Annotated in this window: 17 protein-coding genes; 6 read left to right on the top strand and 11 right to left on the bottom strand. The window is 63.7% G+C overall.

Going from position 1 to position 15,227, the window contains the following annotated elements; all coding sequences use genetic code 11:
- Positions 1–44 precede the first annotated feature (44 nt).
- The 3 genes from EJ079_RS06895 to EJ079_RS06885 all read right to left on the bottom strand — a co-directional run bounded on the left by EJ079_RS06895 (position 45) and on the right by EJ079_RS06885 (position 2,335).
- Positions 45–851: a YiiX/YebB-like N1pC/P60 family cysteine hydrolase gene (locus EJ079_RS06895; RefSeq protein ID WP_127808496.1), complete on the bottom strand. Its 807-nt coding sequence runs from the start codon at positions 849–851 to the stop codon at positions 45–47.
- Between the two features lie 81 nt (positions 852–932).
- Positions 933–1,865, bottom strand: a complete 933-nt coding sequence (locus tag EJ079_RS06890) for a CHAD domain-containing protein (protein ID WP_127268426.1) — start codon at positions 1,863–1,865, stop codon at positions 933–935.
- Positions 1,862–2,335 carry a CYTH domain-containing protein gene (locus EJ079_RS06885; RefSeq protein ID WP_127268427.1) on the bottom strand — a complete coding sequence of 158 codons (474 nt, stop codon included), beginning with the start codon at positions 2,333–2,335 and terminating at the stop codon, positions 1,862–1,864. The genes EJ079_RS06890 and EJ079_RS06885 overlap by 4 nt, the downstream gene beginning before the upstream one ends.
- A gap of 90 nt (positions 2,336–2,425) precedes the next feature.
- Between EJ079_RS06885 and EJ079_RS06880 the strand changes: the two genes are divergently transcribed.
- From EJ079_RS06880 to EJ079_RS06865, 4 genes are read left to right on the top strand one after another with little or no spacing between them, the layout of a single operon-like run.
- Positions 2,426–3,112, top strand: a complete 687-nt coding sequence (locus EJ079_RS06880; protein ID WP_127397826.1) for a CerR family C-terminal domain-containing protein — start codon at positions 2,426–2,428, stop codon at positions 3,110–3,112.
- Between the two features lie 13 nt (positions 3,113–3,125).
- Positions 3,126–4,079 (top strand): HlyD family efflux transporter periplasmic adaptor subunit, encoded by a 954-nt coding sequence (locus EJ079_RS06875; protein ID WP_023813487.1) that lies wholly within the window; start codon positions 3,126–3,128, stop codon positions 4,077–4,079.
- Positions 4,076–4,996, top strand: a complete 921-nt coding sequence (locus EJ079_RS06870) for an ABC transporter ATP-binding protein (RefSeq protein ID WP_127808494.1) — start codon at positions 4,076–4,078, stop codon at positions 4,994–4,996. Before EJ079_RS06875 ends, EJ079_RS06870 begins: the two co-directional genes overlap by 4 nt.
- A complete protein-coding gene (locus tag EJ079_RS06865; RefSeq protein WP_127808492.1) occupies positions 4,993–6,129 on the top strand; it encodes an ABC transporter permease in 1,137 nt (378 codons plus the stop codon). Before EJ079_RS06870 ends, EJ079_RS06865 begins: the two co-directional genes overlap by 4 nt.
- Positions 6,130–6,212: 83 nt before the next feature.
- On the opposite strand, the gene EJ079_RS06860 is transcribed toward EJ079_RS06865, so the two are convergent.
- The 3 genes from EJ079_RS06860 to EJ079_RS06850 all read right to left on the bottom strand — a co-directional run bounded on the left by EJ079_RS06860 (position 6,213) and on the right by EJ079_RS06850 (position 8,512).
- On the bottom strand, positions 6,213–6,812 hold the full coding sequence (locus tag EJ079_RS06860) for a DNA-3-methyladenine glycosylase (RefSeq protein ID WP_127808490.1): 600 nt from the start codon (positions 6,810–6,812) through the stop codon (positions 6,213–6,215).
- A 97-nt stretch (positions 6,813–6,909) separates the two neighbouring features.
- Positions 6,910–7,893, bottom strand: coding sequence for a threonine/serine dehydratase (locus EJ079_RS06855; protein ID WP_127808488.1), 984 nt, complete (start codon positions 7,891–7,893; stop codon positions 6,910–6,912).
- A gap of 295 nt (positions 7,894–8,188) precedes the next feature.
- On the bottom strand, positions 8,189–8,512 hold the full coding sequence (locus tag EJ079_RS06850) for a hypothetical protein (RefSeq protein WP_127808486.1): 324 nt from the start codon (positions 8,510–8,512) through the stop codon (positions 8,189–8,191).
- A 176-nt stretch (positions 8,513–8,688) separates the two neighbouring features.
- Between EJ079_RS06850 and mbfA the strand changes: the two genes are divergently transcribed.
- Entirely contained in the window at positions 8,689–9,672 is a 984-nt protein-coding gene (gene mbfA, locus EJ079_RS06845) for an iron exporter MbfA (protein WP_127269751.1), read from the top strand.
- 165 nt (positions 9,673–9,837) lie between these two features.
- Here the strand turns inward: mbfA and EJ079_RS06840 are convergent, their stop codons facing one another.
- The 3 genes from EJ079_RS06840 to EJ079_RS06830 all read right to left on the bottom strand — a co-directional run bounded on the left by EJ079_RS06840 (position 9,838) and on the right by EJ079_RS06830 (position 10,779).
- A complete protein-coding gene (locus EJ079_RS06840) occupies positions 9,838–10,182 on the bottom strand; it encodes an antibiotic biosynthesis monooxygenase (RefSeq protein WP_127808484.1) in 345 nt (114 codons plus the stop codon).
- Positions 10,179–10,511, bottom strand: coding sequence for an NIPSNAP family protein (locus tag EJ079_RS06835; RefSeq protein ID WP_127808482.1), 333 nt, complete (start codon positions 10,509–10,511; stop codon positions 10,179–10,181). The genes EJ079_RS06840 and EJ079_RS06835 overlap by 4 nt, the downstream gene beginning before the upstream one ends.
- A gap of 64 nt (positions 10,512–10,575) precedes the next feature.
- Positions 10,576–10,779 (bottom strand): DUF1127 domain-containing protein, encoded by a 204-nt coding sequence (locus tag EJ079_RS06830; RefSeq protein WP_127808480.1) that lies wholly within the window; start codon positions 10,777–10,779, stop codon positions 10,576–10,578.
- A 68-nt stretch (positions 10,780–10,847) separates the two neighbouring features.
- On the opposite strand from EJ079_RS06830, the gene EJ079_RS06825 reads away from it, so the two are divergent.
- Positions 10,848–11,522 carry a winged helix-turn-helix domain-containing protein gene (locus EJ079_RS06825; RefSeq protein WP_127331372.1) on the top strand — a complete coding sequence of 225 codons (675 nt, stop codon included), beginning with the start codon at positions 10,848–10,850 and terminating at the stop codon, positions 11,520–11,522.
- A gap of 12 nt (positions 11,523–11,534) precedes the next feature.
- Here EJ079_RS06825 and ligD read toward each other — a convergent pair whose 3' ends face one another.
- Together ligD and EJ079_RS06815 are read right to left on the bottom strand one after the other, a co-directional pair.
- Entirely contained in the window at positions 11,535–14,051 is a 2,517-nt protein-coding gene (gene ligD, locus EJ079_RS06820; RefSeq protein WP_127808478.1) for a DNA ligase D, read from the bottom strand.
- Between the two features lie 12 nt (positions 14,052–14,063).
- Positions 14,064–14,933 (bottom strand): Ku protein, encoded by an 870-nt coding sequence (locus tag EJ079_RS06815; RefSeq protein ID WP_127808476.1) that lies wholly within the window; start codon positions 14,931–14,933, stop codon positions 14,064–14,066.
- Positions 14,934–15,227: the final 294 nt, after the last annotated feature.

The following is a 15,227-nucleotide window of genomic DNA, read 5'->3' as shown; positions in this document are numbered from 1 at the left end:
TGCCGTGCCGTGCCGTCCATGCCGTTGGACTCATTTGATCGCGTCTATTCGGCGGCCTTTGCCCCGGGATCGGCAACCTTGTCGTCCCAGACCATCTGCCGGTAGTCGAAACCATATTCCAGCGTCGGTTTGACGATGCGGAAATAGGGCGACAGGTCGAAATCGCGCGGCGTGTAGAGCGAGTGGTGGCGGATGTGCAGGATTTCCTTGCGCGAATAGTTCGACTGCGCGGAGGCTCGGCCGGGCGCACGGGTGATTTCGGGCAGGATCGGATAGCGGATCTGGCCATAGGCCTCGGCGATCAGCGTCGAGCAGATCGCCCGTGTCGGATCGCCGGAGCCGAAGGCCAGCATGCGGCGGCGCCAGCGCACCGGCACCGGCGGTGTGGGCAAGAAAAAACGCAGCATGTCGAAAATGTTCTTGAGGTCGTATTTCAGGCCGAGCCTGCCGATCATGAAGGCGACGACCTTGTCGCGATCCTCCGGCGCCAGCCCGCTCGCCCGGCAGATGCGGGTGTTGTAGGTGCGGTAGCGCGACAATGGCACGGCGACGCAGCCTTCGCCGATCGTGACCTCGATCAGGCGCGGCCGCTCCGAGCCGTCTTCCGGCGCGGGCAAGGCATCGCCGATATAGAAGGCCGCATGCGACCAGGTCGACTGGGTCAGGTACTTGATCGCCGCCGAGATCTTCTGGTTGCCCTCGATCAGCAGGATGTCGCCCGGCTCAAGCGTGCGGCGCAGCGTTTCGGCATCGGACGGAGTGTAGGGCTCGTAGCCGGACGATTCTCCCTGCAGCCGGCCGGCAAGCCAGCGGCCAAGTCGATCCAGAAGCGTGTCGCCGGGCTCGGTCATGCCCCATGGCGATTAGCATGGGCGGGTAATGAGGGCTAGCGCACGCCTTCCTCCCCCGTCCGGAGCGCGAGGAAGAGCGTCCTACGATGCCGCGGCCTCTTCCGGCGGCGCAGCCAGATCGTCGCGCGCCTTGCGGGCCAGTTTGCGTGTCGAGCGTTTGGGATTGTCGCCGAACAGCTCGGCCGCTTCGGCCAGGCAGCTCTTCTTCAGCTGCTTCTCCGACCGTTTCAACAGCTTGCCCAGAAGTTTCGTGTCCTCGGGCAGCCCGAGCGGCTGGTCGTCGGCCTCGAGCAGCGCGCGCATCACCAGCACATCGTGCAGGTCGCCCAGCCGCTCGCCCAGTTCGTCGACCGCCTTGCGCCGGGCCTTGATCGGTGTCGGCCACAGCCTGCCGAGCAGCGACAGATGCATGCCGTGGGTCTTGGCCGCCTTGCGCAAATCGTGGAAATCATCGGCCGCGCCCCGCGATCTGGCCTTGTCGAGCGCCTTCCTGGCACGGCGCAGCGTGACGCGGGCACCTTCGGCAAGCACGTCGGCCGCCTGTTCCGGCTGGTCGGGCAAGGCCAACGCTTCGACGCGTTTGAGGCCATCCTCGCAAGCGGCGGTCGCCGCGCCGATCGCCGCCTCGAGCCCGCTGCCTTCGTGCAGTTCATGCTGGCGCGCGATCAGCCTGTCGCGCGCAGCAGTAAGCCCATCGTCGGCGCTCTCCTTGGGAAAGCTCGCCGCCAGCCGGTCGATGGTTTCGATCAGCGCTGTCGCCTCGCGCGGACCGGCAAGCAGGCCGGCTACATTGCGATAGCACTGGTTCTCGGTCTCGCAGAATGTTTCGTCGCCGGAACGAACAAGCCGCAGCAGGGCGCGGGCGCTCTTCAGCCGCTTGCGGCACTTGTGCAGCGCCTGTTCCGGCCGGCTCCGTGCGGCGTCAAGGTGATGCAGCGCCTTGCCGATTTCCTCGGCAAGGATACGCCTGACCTCGCCGGTCAGCGGCAGGCGCGGATCGATACGAAAGCTCATGCGGCGATCTCCGGTATCCCCCCAAGGGCGAGCGACGCGTTGTAGAATTTTGACTCGCCGGTGACTTCGCGGCCGAGCCAATCAGGCAGCATTTCGTCCGGCACGTCCTCCGGCGTCTCAAGTTCGGCGATCACAAGTCCCGCAAGCGGACCGCCGAAGACATCGATTTCGTAGAGATAGCCACGGTGCCTAACATGGTGACGTGTCTTCTCGATGACACGTCCGATGGCAAAGTCCAGCATCTCCACCGCCTCCGAGAGCGGGATCGAGTATTCGAATTCGTCGCGTTCGCGCGCCTTGCTGCCGAATTTGAGTGTCAGCTTGGCGGAACCGCCATCGCTGATGCGGATACGCACCGTGCGCCCGGGGCCGGCAGCGAGATAGAACTGGAGAATGCGGATATTGGCCTCGGCCAGTTCCCGCCATGCGGTGCTGGTGACCAGGAATTTTCGTTCGACTTCCTTGCCCATGGCCGCGCACTAAAGCGTTTGCCGCCGTCGATGGCAAGATAATGACGAACAGAACTTGACTTTAATCAATCGATTGATTAAATTGCGCTCATGGTCAAACTGCCTGAGCCCAACATTCTTCGCCGCGAGCCCGCCGAGATGACGCGCGCGGCCCTTGTCCAGGCGGCGCTGAAGCTGTTCGGAAGGCAGGGCTTCGATGGCACCTCGACGCGCGAGATCGCCGCCGAGGCGCGAGCCAATATAGGCTCGATCGCCTATCATTTCGGCGGCAAGGAGGGTCTTCGCGCCGCTGCAGCCGACTTTATCGTCGAGACCATCCAGGGTGTAGCCGGCCAGGCGCTCGGCAATGTACAGGCGCCTGCGCCGGGACCAGCCAATCCGGAGGCGGCGCAAGCGCTACTCTTCGCGGCGCTGGAGCGGATGGTCGGCTTTGTCGTGGCCAGCCCGCAGGCCGGCGAGATCGTGCAGTTCGTGTTGCGTGAGCTTTCGCATCCGACGGCAGCCCTCGACCGCATCTATGACGGCGTCTTCGAGCCGACGCATCGCCGGCTGTGCCAGCTCTGGGAACAGGCGACCGGCGAGCCCGCCGAAAGCGAGGCCACAAGGCTCACCGTGTTCACGCTGATTGGCCAGGTCATCTATTTCCGCATCGGCCGCGAGGCGGTGATGCGCCGCATGGGCTGGAAAGACATCGGCGCCGCCGAGGCGGCCAAGGTGGTGGCGGTCACATCGGGTAATCTCAAGGCCATATTGGCTTCCAAAAAGAGCAAAGCATGAAGGGGCAAAGACCATGAGCTTTCTGTGTTCGCTGCCGCTCGCCGCGCAGCTCTTCTCGGCCTGTGCCCCGGCTGCCCCGCTGGCCGTCGGCTATGTCGAAGGCGACTATGTGCTGCTGGCACCGATCGAGGTGGCGCAGGTCGAGACCGTCACGGTGAAGCGCGGCGACCGTGTGGTGCCTGGCACGACCGTGGTGACGCTGGAAAGTGCCGATGCCAAGATCGCGGTTGCGCAGGCGCAGGCCGGCCTTGCCCAGGCGCAGGCGCAGTTGGCCGACCTGCAGATCGGCAAGCGGCCGGAAGAGATCGCCGTGCTGAAGGCCGAGGTCGACATGGCCAGCGCCCAGGCCGCCGACGCCAAGCGCAAATACGACCGCGCCGCCGATCTGTTCAAGCGCGGCGCCGGTACGCAGGCCGATTTCGACACCGCGTCGGCCACGCTCGAAACGGCCAATGCGCAGGTCGGCCAGGCCAATGCCAATCTCGCGGTCGGCGGCCTGCCGGCACGGCCCGAAACGATCAAGGCCGCCGACAACCAGGTCAAGCAGGCGCAGGCGGCCCTGGAGCAGGCGCAATGGCGGCTGTCGAAGCGTGTGCTGGCAGCGCCTTCGCCGGGCCGCGTCAACGATGTCATCCGCAATCCGGGCGACACATCAGGTCCGACCGCGCCGGTGATTTCGATCCTGCCCGACGGTGCGGTCAAGCTCAGCGTCTACATCCCGGAGAGCGCCTTCTCCTCGGTCAAGGTCGGCACCTTGCTCGGCGTCCATTGCGACGGCTGCGGCCCGGATGTGAAGGCGCGCGTCAGCTACGTGTCGCCGGATCCGGAATTCACGCCGCCGGTGATCTATTCGTTGGAGAACCGGCAGAAGCTGGTCTATCTGGTCGAGGCGCGGCCGGAGGGCGATGCCGGGCCGCTGCAGCCCGGCCAGATCGTCGATGTTGATCTCGCGGACAGCGCAAGATGAACGCCATCGACGTCCATGGCCTGGTCAAGCGTTTTGGCGACAAGACCGTCGTCGACCATGTGACGATGTCGGTCGCCGAGGGCGAGATCGTCGGCTTTCTCGGCCCCAACGGTTCGGGCAAGACCACCACCATCCGCATCATGTGCGGCCTGCTGACGCCGGACGAAGGCGAAGGCACGGTACTCGGCTTCAACATCCGCACCGACAGCCTGCGCATCAAGCGCGAAGTCGGCTACATGACGCAGAAATTCTCGTTCTACGAGGATTTGACGATCGGCGAGAATCTCGAATTCGTGGCGCGCCTCTATCGGCTGAAGCCGGTCGAAGACCATGTCGCGCGCACGTTGGAGGACCTCGGCCTGACGTCGCGCCGCAACCAGCTGGCCGGCACCTTGTCGGGCGGCTGGAAGCAGCGGCTGGCGCTGGCCGCCTGCATCATGCACAAGCCGAAATTGCTGCTGCTCGATGAGCCGACAGCAGGTGTCGATCCGAAGGCGCGGCGCGAGTTCTGGGACGAGATCCATCGCCTGGCCAGCGGCGGGCTGACCGTGCTGGTTTCCACCCACTACATGGACGAAGCCGAGCGCTGCCACCGCATCAGCTATATCTCCTACGGCAAGATGCTGGCCACCGGCACGGTCGCCGAGGTGGTGAAAAATGCCGGGCTGACCACCTTCGTCCTGCAGGGTCCGCGGCTCGATCAGGTCGCCGAAGCGCTTCAGGGCCGCCCCGGCGTCGACCAGGTGGCGCCGTTCGGCGCGACGCTGCATGTCGTCGGCTCCGACAAGAAGAAGCTCGAAGCCGCACTCGCCGATGTCGAGAAAGAGCACAAGGGCGTGAAAGTTTCGCCCGGCGAAACCAGCCTCGAGGACGTCTTCATCCAGTTCATGTCTGGGTCGAAGGACAACATGGCATGAACAGCGTCTTTTCCTTCGCCCGGCTTGGCGCTTTGCTGATCAAGGAATTCATCCAGATGCGGCGCGACCGCATCACCTTCGCCATGATGCTCGGCGTGCCGCTGATACAGCTGGTGCTTTTCGGCTACGCCATCAACAACGACCCGAAAAGCCTGCCGGCAGCACTCGTGGCGACGAGCAACGATCCCTACACGCGGGCCATTGTCGCGGCGCTGCAGACCACCGGCTACTATCGTTTCGACCATGTCGCACAAAGTGCCGCCGAAGCCGAGTTCCTGATATCGCGCGGCGACGTCGCCTTCGTCGTCACCATCCCCGCCGATTTCGCCAGGAGGGTGGAGAGCGGCAACAACCCGCAGATACTCATCGAGGCCGACGCCACCGACCCGGCGGTGGCCAGCGGCGCCATCTCGACGCTCGGCACCGTCGCCAGCCAGGCGCTGCTTAGGGCGCAAGGCACGCAGGAAGCCGCCGCCGAGGCCGCCAAGGGCCAGCTCGATGTCGTCGTACACCGGCGCTACAATCCCGAAGGCATCTCGCAATACAACATCGTACCCGGCCTGCTCGGCGTCATCCTGCAGATGACCATGGTGATGATGACCTCGATCGCGCTGACGCGCGAGACCGAGCGCGGCACGATGGAGAACCTGCTGGCCATGCCGTCCAGTCCGCTCGAGATCATGATGGGGAAGGTGCTGCCCTATCTGGCGGTCGGCGGCGTGCAGGTGGTGGTGGTGCTGGCGGCGGCGAAGCTTCTGTTCGCAATCCCCTTCACCGGGTCGATGTCGCTGCTCCTGACCGCCGTGCTGATCTTCGTGCTGGCGCTGGTGCTGCTCGGCTATACGATTTCGACCATCGCCCGCACGCAGATGCAGGCCCTGCAACTGACCTTCTTCTTCTTCCTGCCGTCGATCATGCTGTCGGGTTTTATGTTTCCTTATCGCGGCATGCCGGACTGGGCGCAAATCTTCGGCGAGATCTTCCCGCTGACGCATTTCCTGCGCATCACCCGCGCGGTGATGCTGAAGGGCGCGGAACTGCCGGCAGTGTCAACGGAGATCGGCTGGCTGGTGGTGTTCGTGGTCTTGTTTGCCGGCGTGGCACTGGTGCGGTTCAGGCGGACGCTGGATTAGATGCCGCACGACCTCCAGTCTTGGCACCAGCCTTTGCGGAAGGGAGAAATGCTTTCGCCAATCTCCATGGTTTGTAACTGCCACTAACCGTTGAGCGATTTCGGGCCGCTGACGAAGGCGCTCCCCTTGACGTAAAACCGCAGCGGGCGATCGGCATCCTTTGTAATGCCGATCCGGACGCCTTGGGCGATGTCGCCGGCTTGATGCTCGTCGGTTGCCAGCCATAGCGGGCCTTTGCGGCAAAGATCGAGCCCGTCGAGGGAACGATCGATCCGCAATGCCTGGGCCAGCCTTCCCGGTCCTCGCGCCAGGTCGCGCAAGCGGTCGATGCCGCGATTGAGCCGCATGAGCGCAATGCCTTCGAGCGGCTCGAGCGCCCTGATGAGCACGCCGGTTCCGACCCCTGCCATCTCGCTCGAAACGTTGAGCATGTAGGAGATGCCGTAGGCGAGATAGACATAGGCGTGCCCGGGTTCGAGAAACAGCGAACGGTTGCGCGGCGTCATCCCCCGGTAGCCATGCCCGGCGGCGTCACCGGTCACATAGGCCTCGGTCTCGACGATGCGGCCGCTGGCGATGCCTTCGGGCAGTTCGCGCACCACGATCTTGCCGATGAGGGTGCGGGCAAGGGATGCCGTATCGTCGGGCAGCTCGGAACGCGTGAGCGGGCGGTAGATGACCATGCTCAGCGCGGCGACGATTTGGCGGCGGGCGAGGAGTGATCCAAGGCGGAGCCTGTCGCCAGATACTCCACATCAGATACCCTTGGACATCGCCGTCTCAAGCAGCCGCCATGATCCCGGCATACGTCCCGAAATCGACATTGCCGCCGGACAGCACCACGGCAACGCATTTGCCGGACAGCTCGATCTCACCCGATGACAGTGCCGCCAGCGCCACGCAGCCGCCGGGCTCGACCACCAGCTTGAGATAAGCCATGGCGTCGCGCATCGCCTGCGCCGCCGCCTGGTCCGAGACGGCGATGCCACCGGTGAGGTTCCTGCGGTTGATCTCGAAGGTGATCACGCCAGGCTCGGCGGTCAGCAGCGCGTCGCAGATGGAGCTATGGCCGGGCTCGTTCGAAACCCTGGCACCGGCGGCCAGCGACCGGCGGGTGTCGTCGAAATGCTCGGGCTCCACGGCCCAGATCGCGGTGTCAGGCGAGGCGTCCTTGACGGCAACGGAGATGCCACTCGACAAGCCGCCGCCTCCACAGGGGACGATCACCGCGTCGAGGTTGACGCCAAGCGCTTTTGCCTGGCGCATCAATTCGAGACCGATCGTGCCCTGGCCGGCAATGATGGCCGGATCGTCGAAAGGCGGCACCAGCACCATGCCTCTTTCCATGTAAGGGCGGATCACGGTCATGCGGTCGTCGCGAAAGCGGTCGAACGGGACCACCTCCGCGCCCATCTTGCGCACGTTGGCAATTTTCATCGCCGGCGCGTCCGAAGGCATGGCGATCACCGCCTTGACGCCGAACATCGCGGCCGAGGCGGCGACGCCCTGCGCATGATTGCCCGATGAGAAAGCGACGACACCTTGGCTGCGTTCCGCCTCGCTGAGCGACGACAGCTTGTTGTAGGCGCCGCGGAACTTGAACGAGCCGGTGCGCTGCAGCGTCTCCGGCTTGAACAGGATGCGGCCCCCGAAGCGTCTGTTCAGCTCCTGCGATTCGATCAAGGGGGTTTCGATGATCAAGCCGGAGAGACGCGCGGCGGCGGCGTGGATGTCGGCGATGCCGGGAAGGGATATGGCGTTCATGTGAGGTCCAGTGGACAGGGTCTTTTCATGATGCCCGCAAACAGATGTGGCGCACCATGGGAAAAATGTGACCGTTACAAAGTTTAGCGGGACGGTCGCCAACACCACGGCTGCACGCCCCCCTCTGGCCTGCCGGCCATCTCCCCCTCGAGGGGGGAGATTACGCACTCAGTCGACTTCGCTACCTATTAACGCTGCAAGGTGAGCGGGACGCCGAAGCTGCCAATCTCCCCCCTTGAGGGGGAGATGTCCGGCAGGACAGAGGGGGGCGCTGTCCCGCAGACATCCCCCATGTTCAGCCCAACAGCGCCCTCTGCCGCTTGCTCCCACCCAGCTTGCGCCAGTTGTTGAACCGGTGGCTGGCAGCGGCAAAGGATATCTTCATCTGCTGGGCGACCGAGTAGCGCGACTTGCCCTCGTCGAACATGCGGTAGCAGCACTCGACGCCCTCCTCCGTCAGTTTGCCGTCCGGCGCCTTGTTGTGCGGGTTGGCGGGGTCGAATTTCTCGACCTGCTGCTCGACCAGGCCCTTCAGGCGCTGCAGGTCGGCCTCGATGCTGGCGATGAGATCGAGAACGGGCTTGGGATCATAGGGGTGCGGAGGCTGTTTTGCCGTCATCTGCCGGTTCCTTGTTCTTGGCTTGAGTCCAGCAATATAGGTGAACATTCACTGATAATGAAGAGTCACCGCGGGCGCGGGGCTTCAACAATTCTTGACCGCGACCCAAGCGCGCAATTGACCGAAGGTGTTCAAAACCCTAGTTTAGAACTATTCTAAACTAGGGTGAATTCCTCATGCTTTCCCGTGTTTTCGGCTTCGGCCGCCGCCCCTTCGAATCGCTCTCCGAACAGGAGATCCTGGCGCTGGCCATTTCCTCCGAGGAGGATGACGGTCGCATTTACCGGGCCTATGCCGACGGGCTGACGGAAAACTTCCCGCAATCGGCAAAAGTGTTCGAGGAGATGGCCGAGGAAGAGGATGGCCATCGCGATGCGTTGATCGAGCTTTTCCGCAAGCGGTTCGGCGAGCGCATACCGCTGATCCGGCGCGAACATGTGAAGGGTTATTACGAGCGCAAGCCCGACTGGCTGGTCCGGCCGCTCGGCATCGAGCACGTGCGCAGCCATGCCGAGGCGATGGAGCGGCAAGCCTACCTTTTCTATGTCGAGGCGGCCAAGCGCACGGCAGATGCTTCGACGCGAAAACTGCTCGACGATCTGGCGGTGGCCGAACTGGGCCATGAGACCCTGGCGCAGCGGCTGGAACAGAAACATGTGCCGGGCGCCGTCAAGGCCGAGGAGGCCAGCGCCGAGCAGCGCCAGTTCATCCTCACCTATGTGCAACCAGGGCTGGCCGGGCTGATGGACGGGTCGGTGTCCACTCTGGCGCCGATCTTTGCCGCTGCCTTTGCCACGCACGACACCTGGCAGACGCTGCTGGTCGGGCTTGCCGCCTCGATCGGCGCCGGCATTTCGATGGGCTTCACCGAAGTCGCTTCCGACGACGGCAAGCTGTCGGGCCGCGGCTCGCCGATCAAGCGCGGTCTGACCGTCGGTATCATGACGACGCTGGGTGGTCTCGGACACGCGCTCCCCTATGTCATTCCGCATTTCTGGACGGCCACCGGGGTTGCCGCGGTGGTGGTTTTCTTCGAATTGTGGGCGATCGCCTTTGTCCAGAACCGCTACATGCAGACGCCTTTCCTGCGTGCCGCCTTCCAGGTGGTGCTGGGCGGCGCCCTGGTGTTCGCGGCCGGCGTGCTGATCGGGAATGCATAGTTTTTTCCCTTCCCCCCTTGTGGGGGAAGGTGGATCGGCGCGCAGCGCCGAGACGGATGAGGGGTGTTCCAGCGGAGTGAGACGTTGGCGTTCCCGGGAACACCCCTCATCCGTCGCCTGCGGCGACACCTTCTCCCACAGGGGGAGAAGGAAGAAACTTGCCACTCACCCATTCACCGCCCGGCTATCCCTAGGCGCCTCGTCCCTCTCCGTCAGCCCATAATCCCTCACCACATGGGCGATGCGCAATCGGTAGCCGGAAAAGATACCGCCACGGCCGGCCTTCTGCGCCTGCCGGTGTTCCTCGGTGTTGCGCCAGGCCTTCACGGCTTCCTCGTCGCGCCAGAATGACAGCGACAGGATGCGGTTCGGATCGGCCAGGCTCTGGAAACGCTCGATGGAAAGAAAGCCGTCGATGCCGTCGAGCAGTGGACGCAGGTCCGCGGCGATGCTCAGATAGGCGTCGCGCCGGCCTTCCGCCGGCTCGACTTCGAAGATGACGGCAATCACGGCAGCACCAGTTTCGCGTGCGGGCCTGAGGCCAGTTTCAGGAACATGCGATCCTCCTTCAGGATGAATCTCTCGCGCTTGGCGTATTCATAGTTTGCCTTGCCGGCGGGATCGGCGGCAAGCCGGGCGCGATAGGCTTCGTAGGCCGCCAGGCTCTCGATGTTGTAGGCGGCATACGCGGTCGTCGCCGAGCCCTCATGCGGCGCGTAGTAACCGATCAGATCGGCGCCGCAGCGTGGAATGGCCTGGCCCCAATTGCGCGCATACTCCTCGAAGGCCGCCTTGCCGAACGGGTCGATCTCGTAGCGGATGAAGCAGGTGATGGTCATTGTGATCTCCTTGGGGTTGCGTCGATAGTTCGAGCGGCGTCGAAACGTTGTGTCGTCTGGTCTGCTAGGGCTGCCAGAAGGACTTCGCGCATTCGCGACGCGTCAGCCCAAGATCGCGCAGCTGATGATCATCGATCTCGGCAAGGTCCAGACGCTGCAAATGGCGGTCATACCAGCGGGCCAGCAGCCGCGAACGCAGCCAGCTGACGAACGGGAAGAATTGACGGCTGGGGAGCGGGGCTGAGGGGAAAGCGGTTCGTTCGGCCATCGTCGTCTCCTTGATCTCACCTGAGAATAGTGATTATCTGACAAGAACGCTTCGATGAGGAACGAACTATGCGTGAAGGACCCGACATCGCCCGCATCGCCAGCCTGGTCGGCGACCCGGCACGGGCAAACATGCTGAATGCCCTGATGGGCGGCACGGCGCTGACGGCGAGCGAACTGGCGCTCGAGGCCGGCGTTTCGCTGCCGACCGCCAGCTCGCACCTGGGCAAACTGATGGAAGGTGGGCTGCTCACGGTGGCGAGCCAGGGCCGGCATCGCTATTACGGCCTCGCCGGACCGCAGGTGGCGGGCATGATCGAAGCCATCACAGGCGTCGCGGAAGCCGTCGGTCCAAAGCGTGTGCGCCCGGGTCCGCGCGATGGCGCCATGCGCGTGGCGCGCGTCTGCTACGATCACCTCGCCGGCGAGCAGGCGGTGGCGATGCTCGATCGGCTCGTCGCCAAAAACGTATTGGTCCGCGACGAACAGGAGATCAGGCTCGGGCCATCGGCGGCTTCGCATTTCGCGGCGATCGGCATCGACGTTTATACCAAGCCGCGCCGGCCGGTGTGCCGCGCCTGCCTCGACTGGAGCGTGCGCCGTTCGCACCTCGCCGGCACGCTGGGCGCCGCCATCCTCGAGAAGATCCTGGCCGAGAAATGGGCGCGCCGCGAGAAGGACAGCCGCGCGGTGATCTTCTCGCCGCCGGGTAGACAGGCGTTTGAGAGGGTGTTTCTGTCTTGAACGGGCGAAGCGTTAACCCCGCCTCAGAGCCTTGCCCTGCTTAAAGAAATCCGACCACGGATCGGCTTTCGCCAGCTGTTTCAGCGTAGTCTTGCCGCCGATCGGGAAAGCGTTCGGCGCCAAGCCGGCATCGATCTCTGGCCAGGTCACCGGCATCGACACGGTGGCGCCCTTCTTGGCGCGTGACGAATAGGGCGCGACCGTCGTCGAGCCCCTGCCATTGCGCAGATAGTCGACGAAGATCTTTCCCGTGCGCGCTTTTTTCGACAGCGTCGCCGTGTAGCGGTCGGGGGCACCCTGCTCCAGCGCACGGGCAAAATCATGGGCGAAGGTTTTGACCTCATCCCAATCCGCCGCTGGTCTCAGCGGCACCATGACGTGAAAACCCTTGCCGCCCGAAGTCTTGACGAAATTCGGCAGCGACAGCTCGTCGAGCTTGCCCCTGATATCGAGTGCCGCCTCGCGGACCGCTTTCACGTCGACACCTTCATCGGGATCGAGATCGAAGATGATCTGGTCGGGCTTTTCGATCTCGTCGATCGTGCACCCCCAGATGTGGATCTCGACCACGCCATACTGGACCAGTGCGGCGACACCATCGAAATCCCGGATGTACAAGATCTCCTCGCCGTCAGTCGGATCCTTCATGCGCGCGATCTTGTCGCTCATACCGGCCGAGGCATGTTTCTGGAAGAAACGCTGGCCACCGACACCGTCCGGCGCCCGCACCAGGCTGAGCGGCCGGTTGACGACAAACTGTTCCATGCGCGGCCAAACCTGCGCGTAATGGTCGAGCAGGCCCTGCTTGGATATGTTCTCGTCCGGCCACAGCAGCTTGTCGGGATGCGAGAGTTTTACCGTGGTCGTCATCGATCCGGCGGCTTTGCCACCCGATGCCGGCTTGGCCGTGCTCTCGCCTGTCGATGGCTTGCCTGTCGACGCTTTGGGCTTTTCCTGCACGACTTCCTCCGCCGGCTTGTCCTCGCGCAATCCCTGGAACGAGGCGTGGCGTATTATACGGTCCGAGGTCCAGCTGCGAAACTCCACTTCGCCGACAAGTTCGGGCTTGACCCAGACCAGGCCCTTGCCCTTCGGCACGGCGGTGGAGAAGGGCGATGTCTTTGCCGTCAATGCATCGAGTTTTGCCTTCAGCTCGTTGGCGCCCTTGCCGGAGAAACCAGTGCCGACGCGGCCGGCATAATGCAGCTTGCCGCCCTCGTGGAAGCCGACCAGGATCGAGCGCAGGCCGCGCCCGGTCTTGTCCGACGGCAGATAGCCGCCGATGACGAATTCCTGCCGCGCCGTGCATTTCGACTTCACCCAGGTCGGGCCGCGGCCGCTGCGATAGGGTGCATCGGCACGCTTGGAGACGACGCCTTCCAGGCCCATCCGGCAGGCATGCTCCAGCATGATCTTGCCGGGTTCGGAAAAGTGGTCGCTGAAGCGGACCGCCGGATTGTCGGACTGCTTGCCGAGCAAATCCTGCAAGGCCTGCTTGCGCTCGACCAGCGGCTCGCGCCGCAAATCCCTTCCATCGAGGCGCATCAGATCGAATACGTAATAGATGAAGCGATTTGTCCGCTTCGCCGACAGATCCTGCTGCAACAGCGCGAAAGACGAGACGCCGCTGTCGGCCAGCACGACCACCTCGCCATCGATGATGGCGTCGCTGCACTTCAGCCCGGCCAGCTCCGCGACGATCTCGCCGCCGAATTTCTTCGTCCAGTCGAGGCCCGTGCGGGTCAGCAGCCGCACGTCGGTGCCGGCTATCTGTGCCTGCATGCGATAGCCGTCGAACTTCACCTCATGCAGCCAGTCCTTGCCCGGCGGCGCATCGCGCTCCAGCGTGGCCAGCTGCGGCTCGATGAAGTCGAGTTTCTTGCCCGCGGCCTTCGTCTTGCCGGCGGCCGGCTTGTTGGAATGCCAGACTTTCGGCTTCTCACCCTTCGCGGTCTTGCCCTCGCCGACCTCCTCGATGGTCAGACCCGATTTCACCGATTCCGGCGCCTCCTTGAGGATGTCCTCGCCGGGACGCGCTGCGGCATCGTCCGACTTGATCAGCAGCCAGTTGTCGCGCTTTTCACCCGCACGCGGCTTCAGTCGCACCAGATGCCATGCCCCATGCAGCTTGTGTCCCCTGAGCTCGAAGCTGATATGGCCCTTCTTCATCGCCTTGGCCGGGTCGATCTCGGGGGTCCAGGTGCCCTCGTCCCAAACGATGACCGAACCGCCGCCATATTCGCCCTTGGGAATGGTGCCCTCGAACGGCGCATAGTCGATCGGGTGATCCTCGACATGCACGGCCAGTCGCTTCTCATGCGGATCAAGGCTCGGGCCGCGCGTCACCGCCCAGCTCCACAGCACGCCGTCATGCTCGAGCCGCAGGTCGTAATGCAGCCGCGTCGCGGCATGCTTGTGGATGACGAAGATGCCGCCCGCGCCGCCCTGCTTGGTCCGGGCGACCTTGCCGGCCGGTTCGGCGGTTTTCTTGAAATCGCGCTTGGAGTGATATTGTTCGAGGCTGGCCATTCGTTGGTGTCCTCAGGCCGATTTGCGTTTGGGCGCGCTGGCTTTCGGCTTGGCGCGTTTGGCCGCCGGCTTGGCTTTCGCCGACGAAGACCTTTTCGATGATCCGGAATCTGACAGGCTCTTCTTCAGCGCGTCGAACAGATTGACGACATTGGAAGGTTTTGGCGCCGCCTTGGCCTTCGGCGCCTTGTGGCCAGCCTTCTTGGCGCGGATCAGTTCCAGCAGCGCGTCCTCGTATTTGTCGTCGAATTTCGAGGGATCGAACTTCGTCTTCTTCTTGTCGATGATCAACTCGGCGAGGTCGGTCATCTCCTGATCGGTCTTCACCGACTCGATGTCGCCGAAGACGGTGTCCGGCTGGCGCACCGTGTTGTCGTAGCGCAGCGTCGTCAGCACCATGCCTTGGCCGAGCGGCTCGATAACCACCGGCCGTTCGCGTCGGTAGAGCACGATACGCGCCAACCCGGCCATCTTCTTGCCCGCCATCGCGTCGCGAATGACGGCGAACGCTTCTTCCGACACCTTGTCGGCCGGGGCGACATAATAGGGCGTATCGAGATAGATCTGCTGGATCGAAGCTTTGTCGACGAAACCGTCGAGGGCCATGGTGTGCGAGGATTCGATCTGCACCGCCTCGATCTCGTCTTCCTCGATATGGATGAAATCGCCATCGTCGAGTTCATAGCCCTTGATCTCGTCATCCTCCCCCAGAGGCTTGCCGGTTTCGGCATCGACATAGAGGCGCTTCACCGTGTTGCCGGTCTTGCGGTTGAGAATCCGAAACGAGACCCGCTCCGTGTGGGTGACGACATTGGTGAGTTCGACGGCACAGGTGACCAGCGAAAGCTTTAAATAGCCTCTCCAGGCCGGACGCGGCGCCATGATATCTCCCTTCCACAACCAGATGCAGGTGAGAACGGACAGACCGCGCTCCAGTTCCGCGCTCACGGACCGATCTGGACGCCAGGGCGCGCCCGAGGCCTTATGGCCGTCAGCACCTGAATTTTGCGGGCGCAGCAAAAGTTGAAACAGAACCGCGCGCGCGCGACATTCAAACGAAACATATGTGATGCAAAAGTCACATTGGCCGGAATGCCGACGAACTGCACCGAAAGACCCCGAATCAGCCGCAATCCAGCCACGAAGCGAGGCATTTTCGACCAGATATTAACATCA

Origin of the sequence: Mesorhizobium sp. M7A.F.Ce.TU.012.03.2.1, from assembly GCF_004006095.1 — a bacterium.
In the GTDB taxonomy this organism is placed as follows: Bacteria; Pseudomonadota; Alphaproteobacteria; order Rhizobiales; family Rhizobiaceae; genus Mesorhizobium.
Note: the sequence above shows the minus strand (reverse complement) of the source record. Positions and strands in the feature narration are given on the sequence as shown.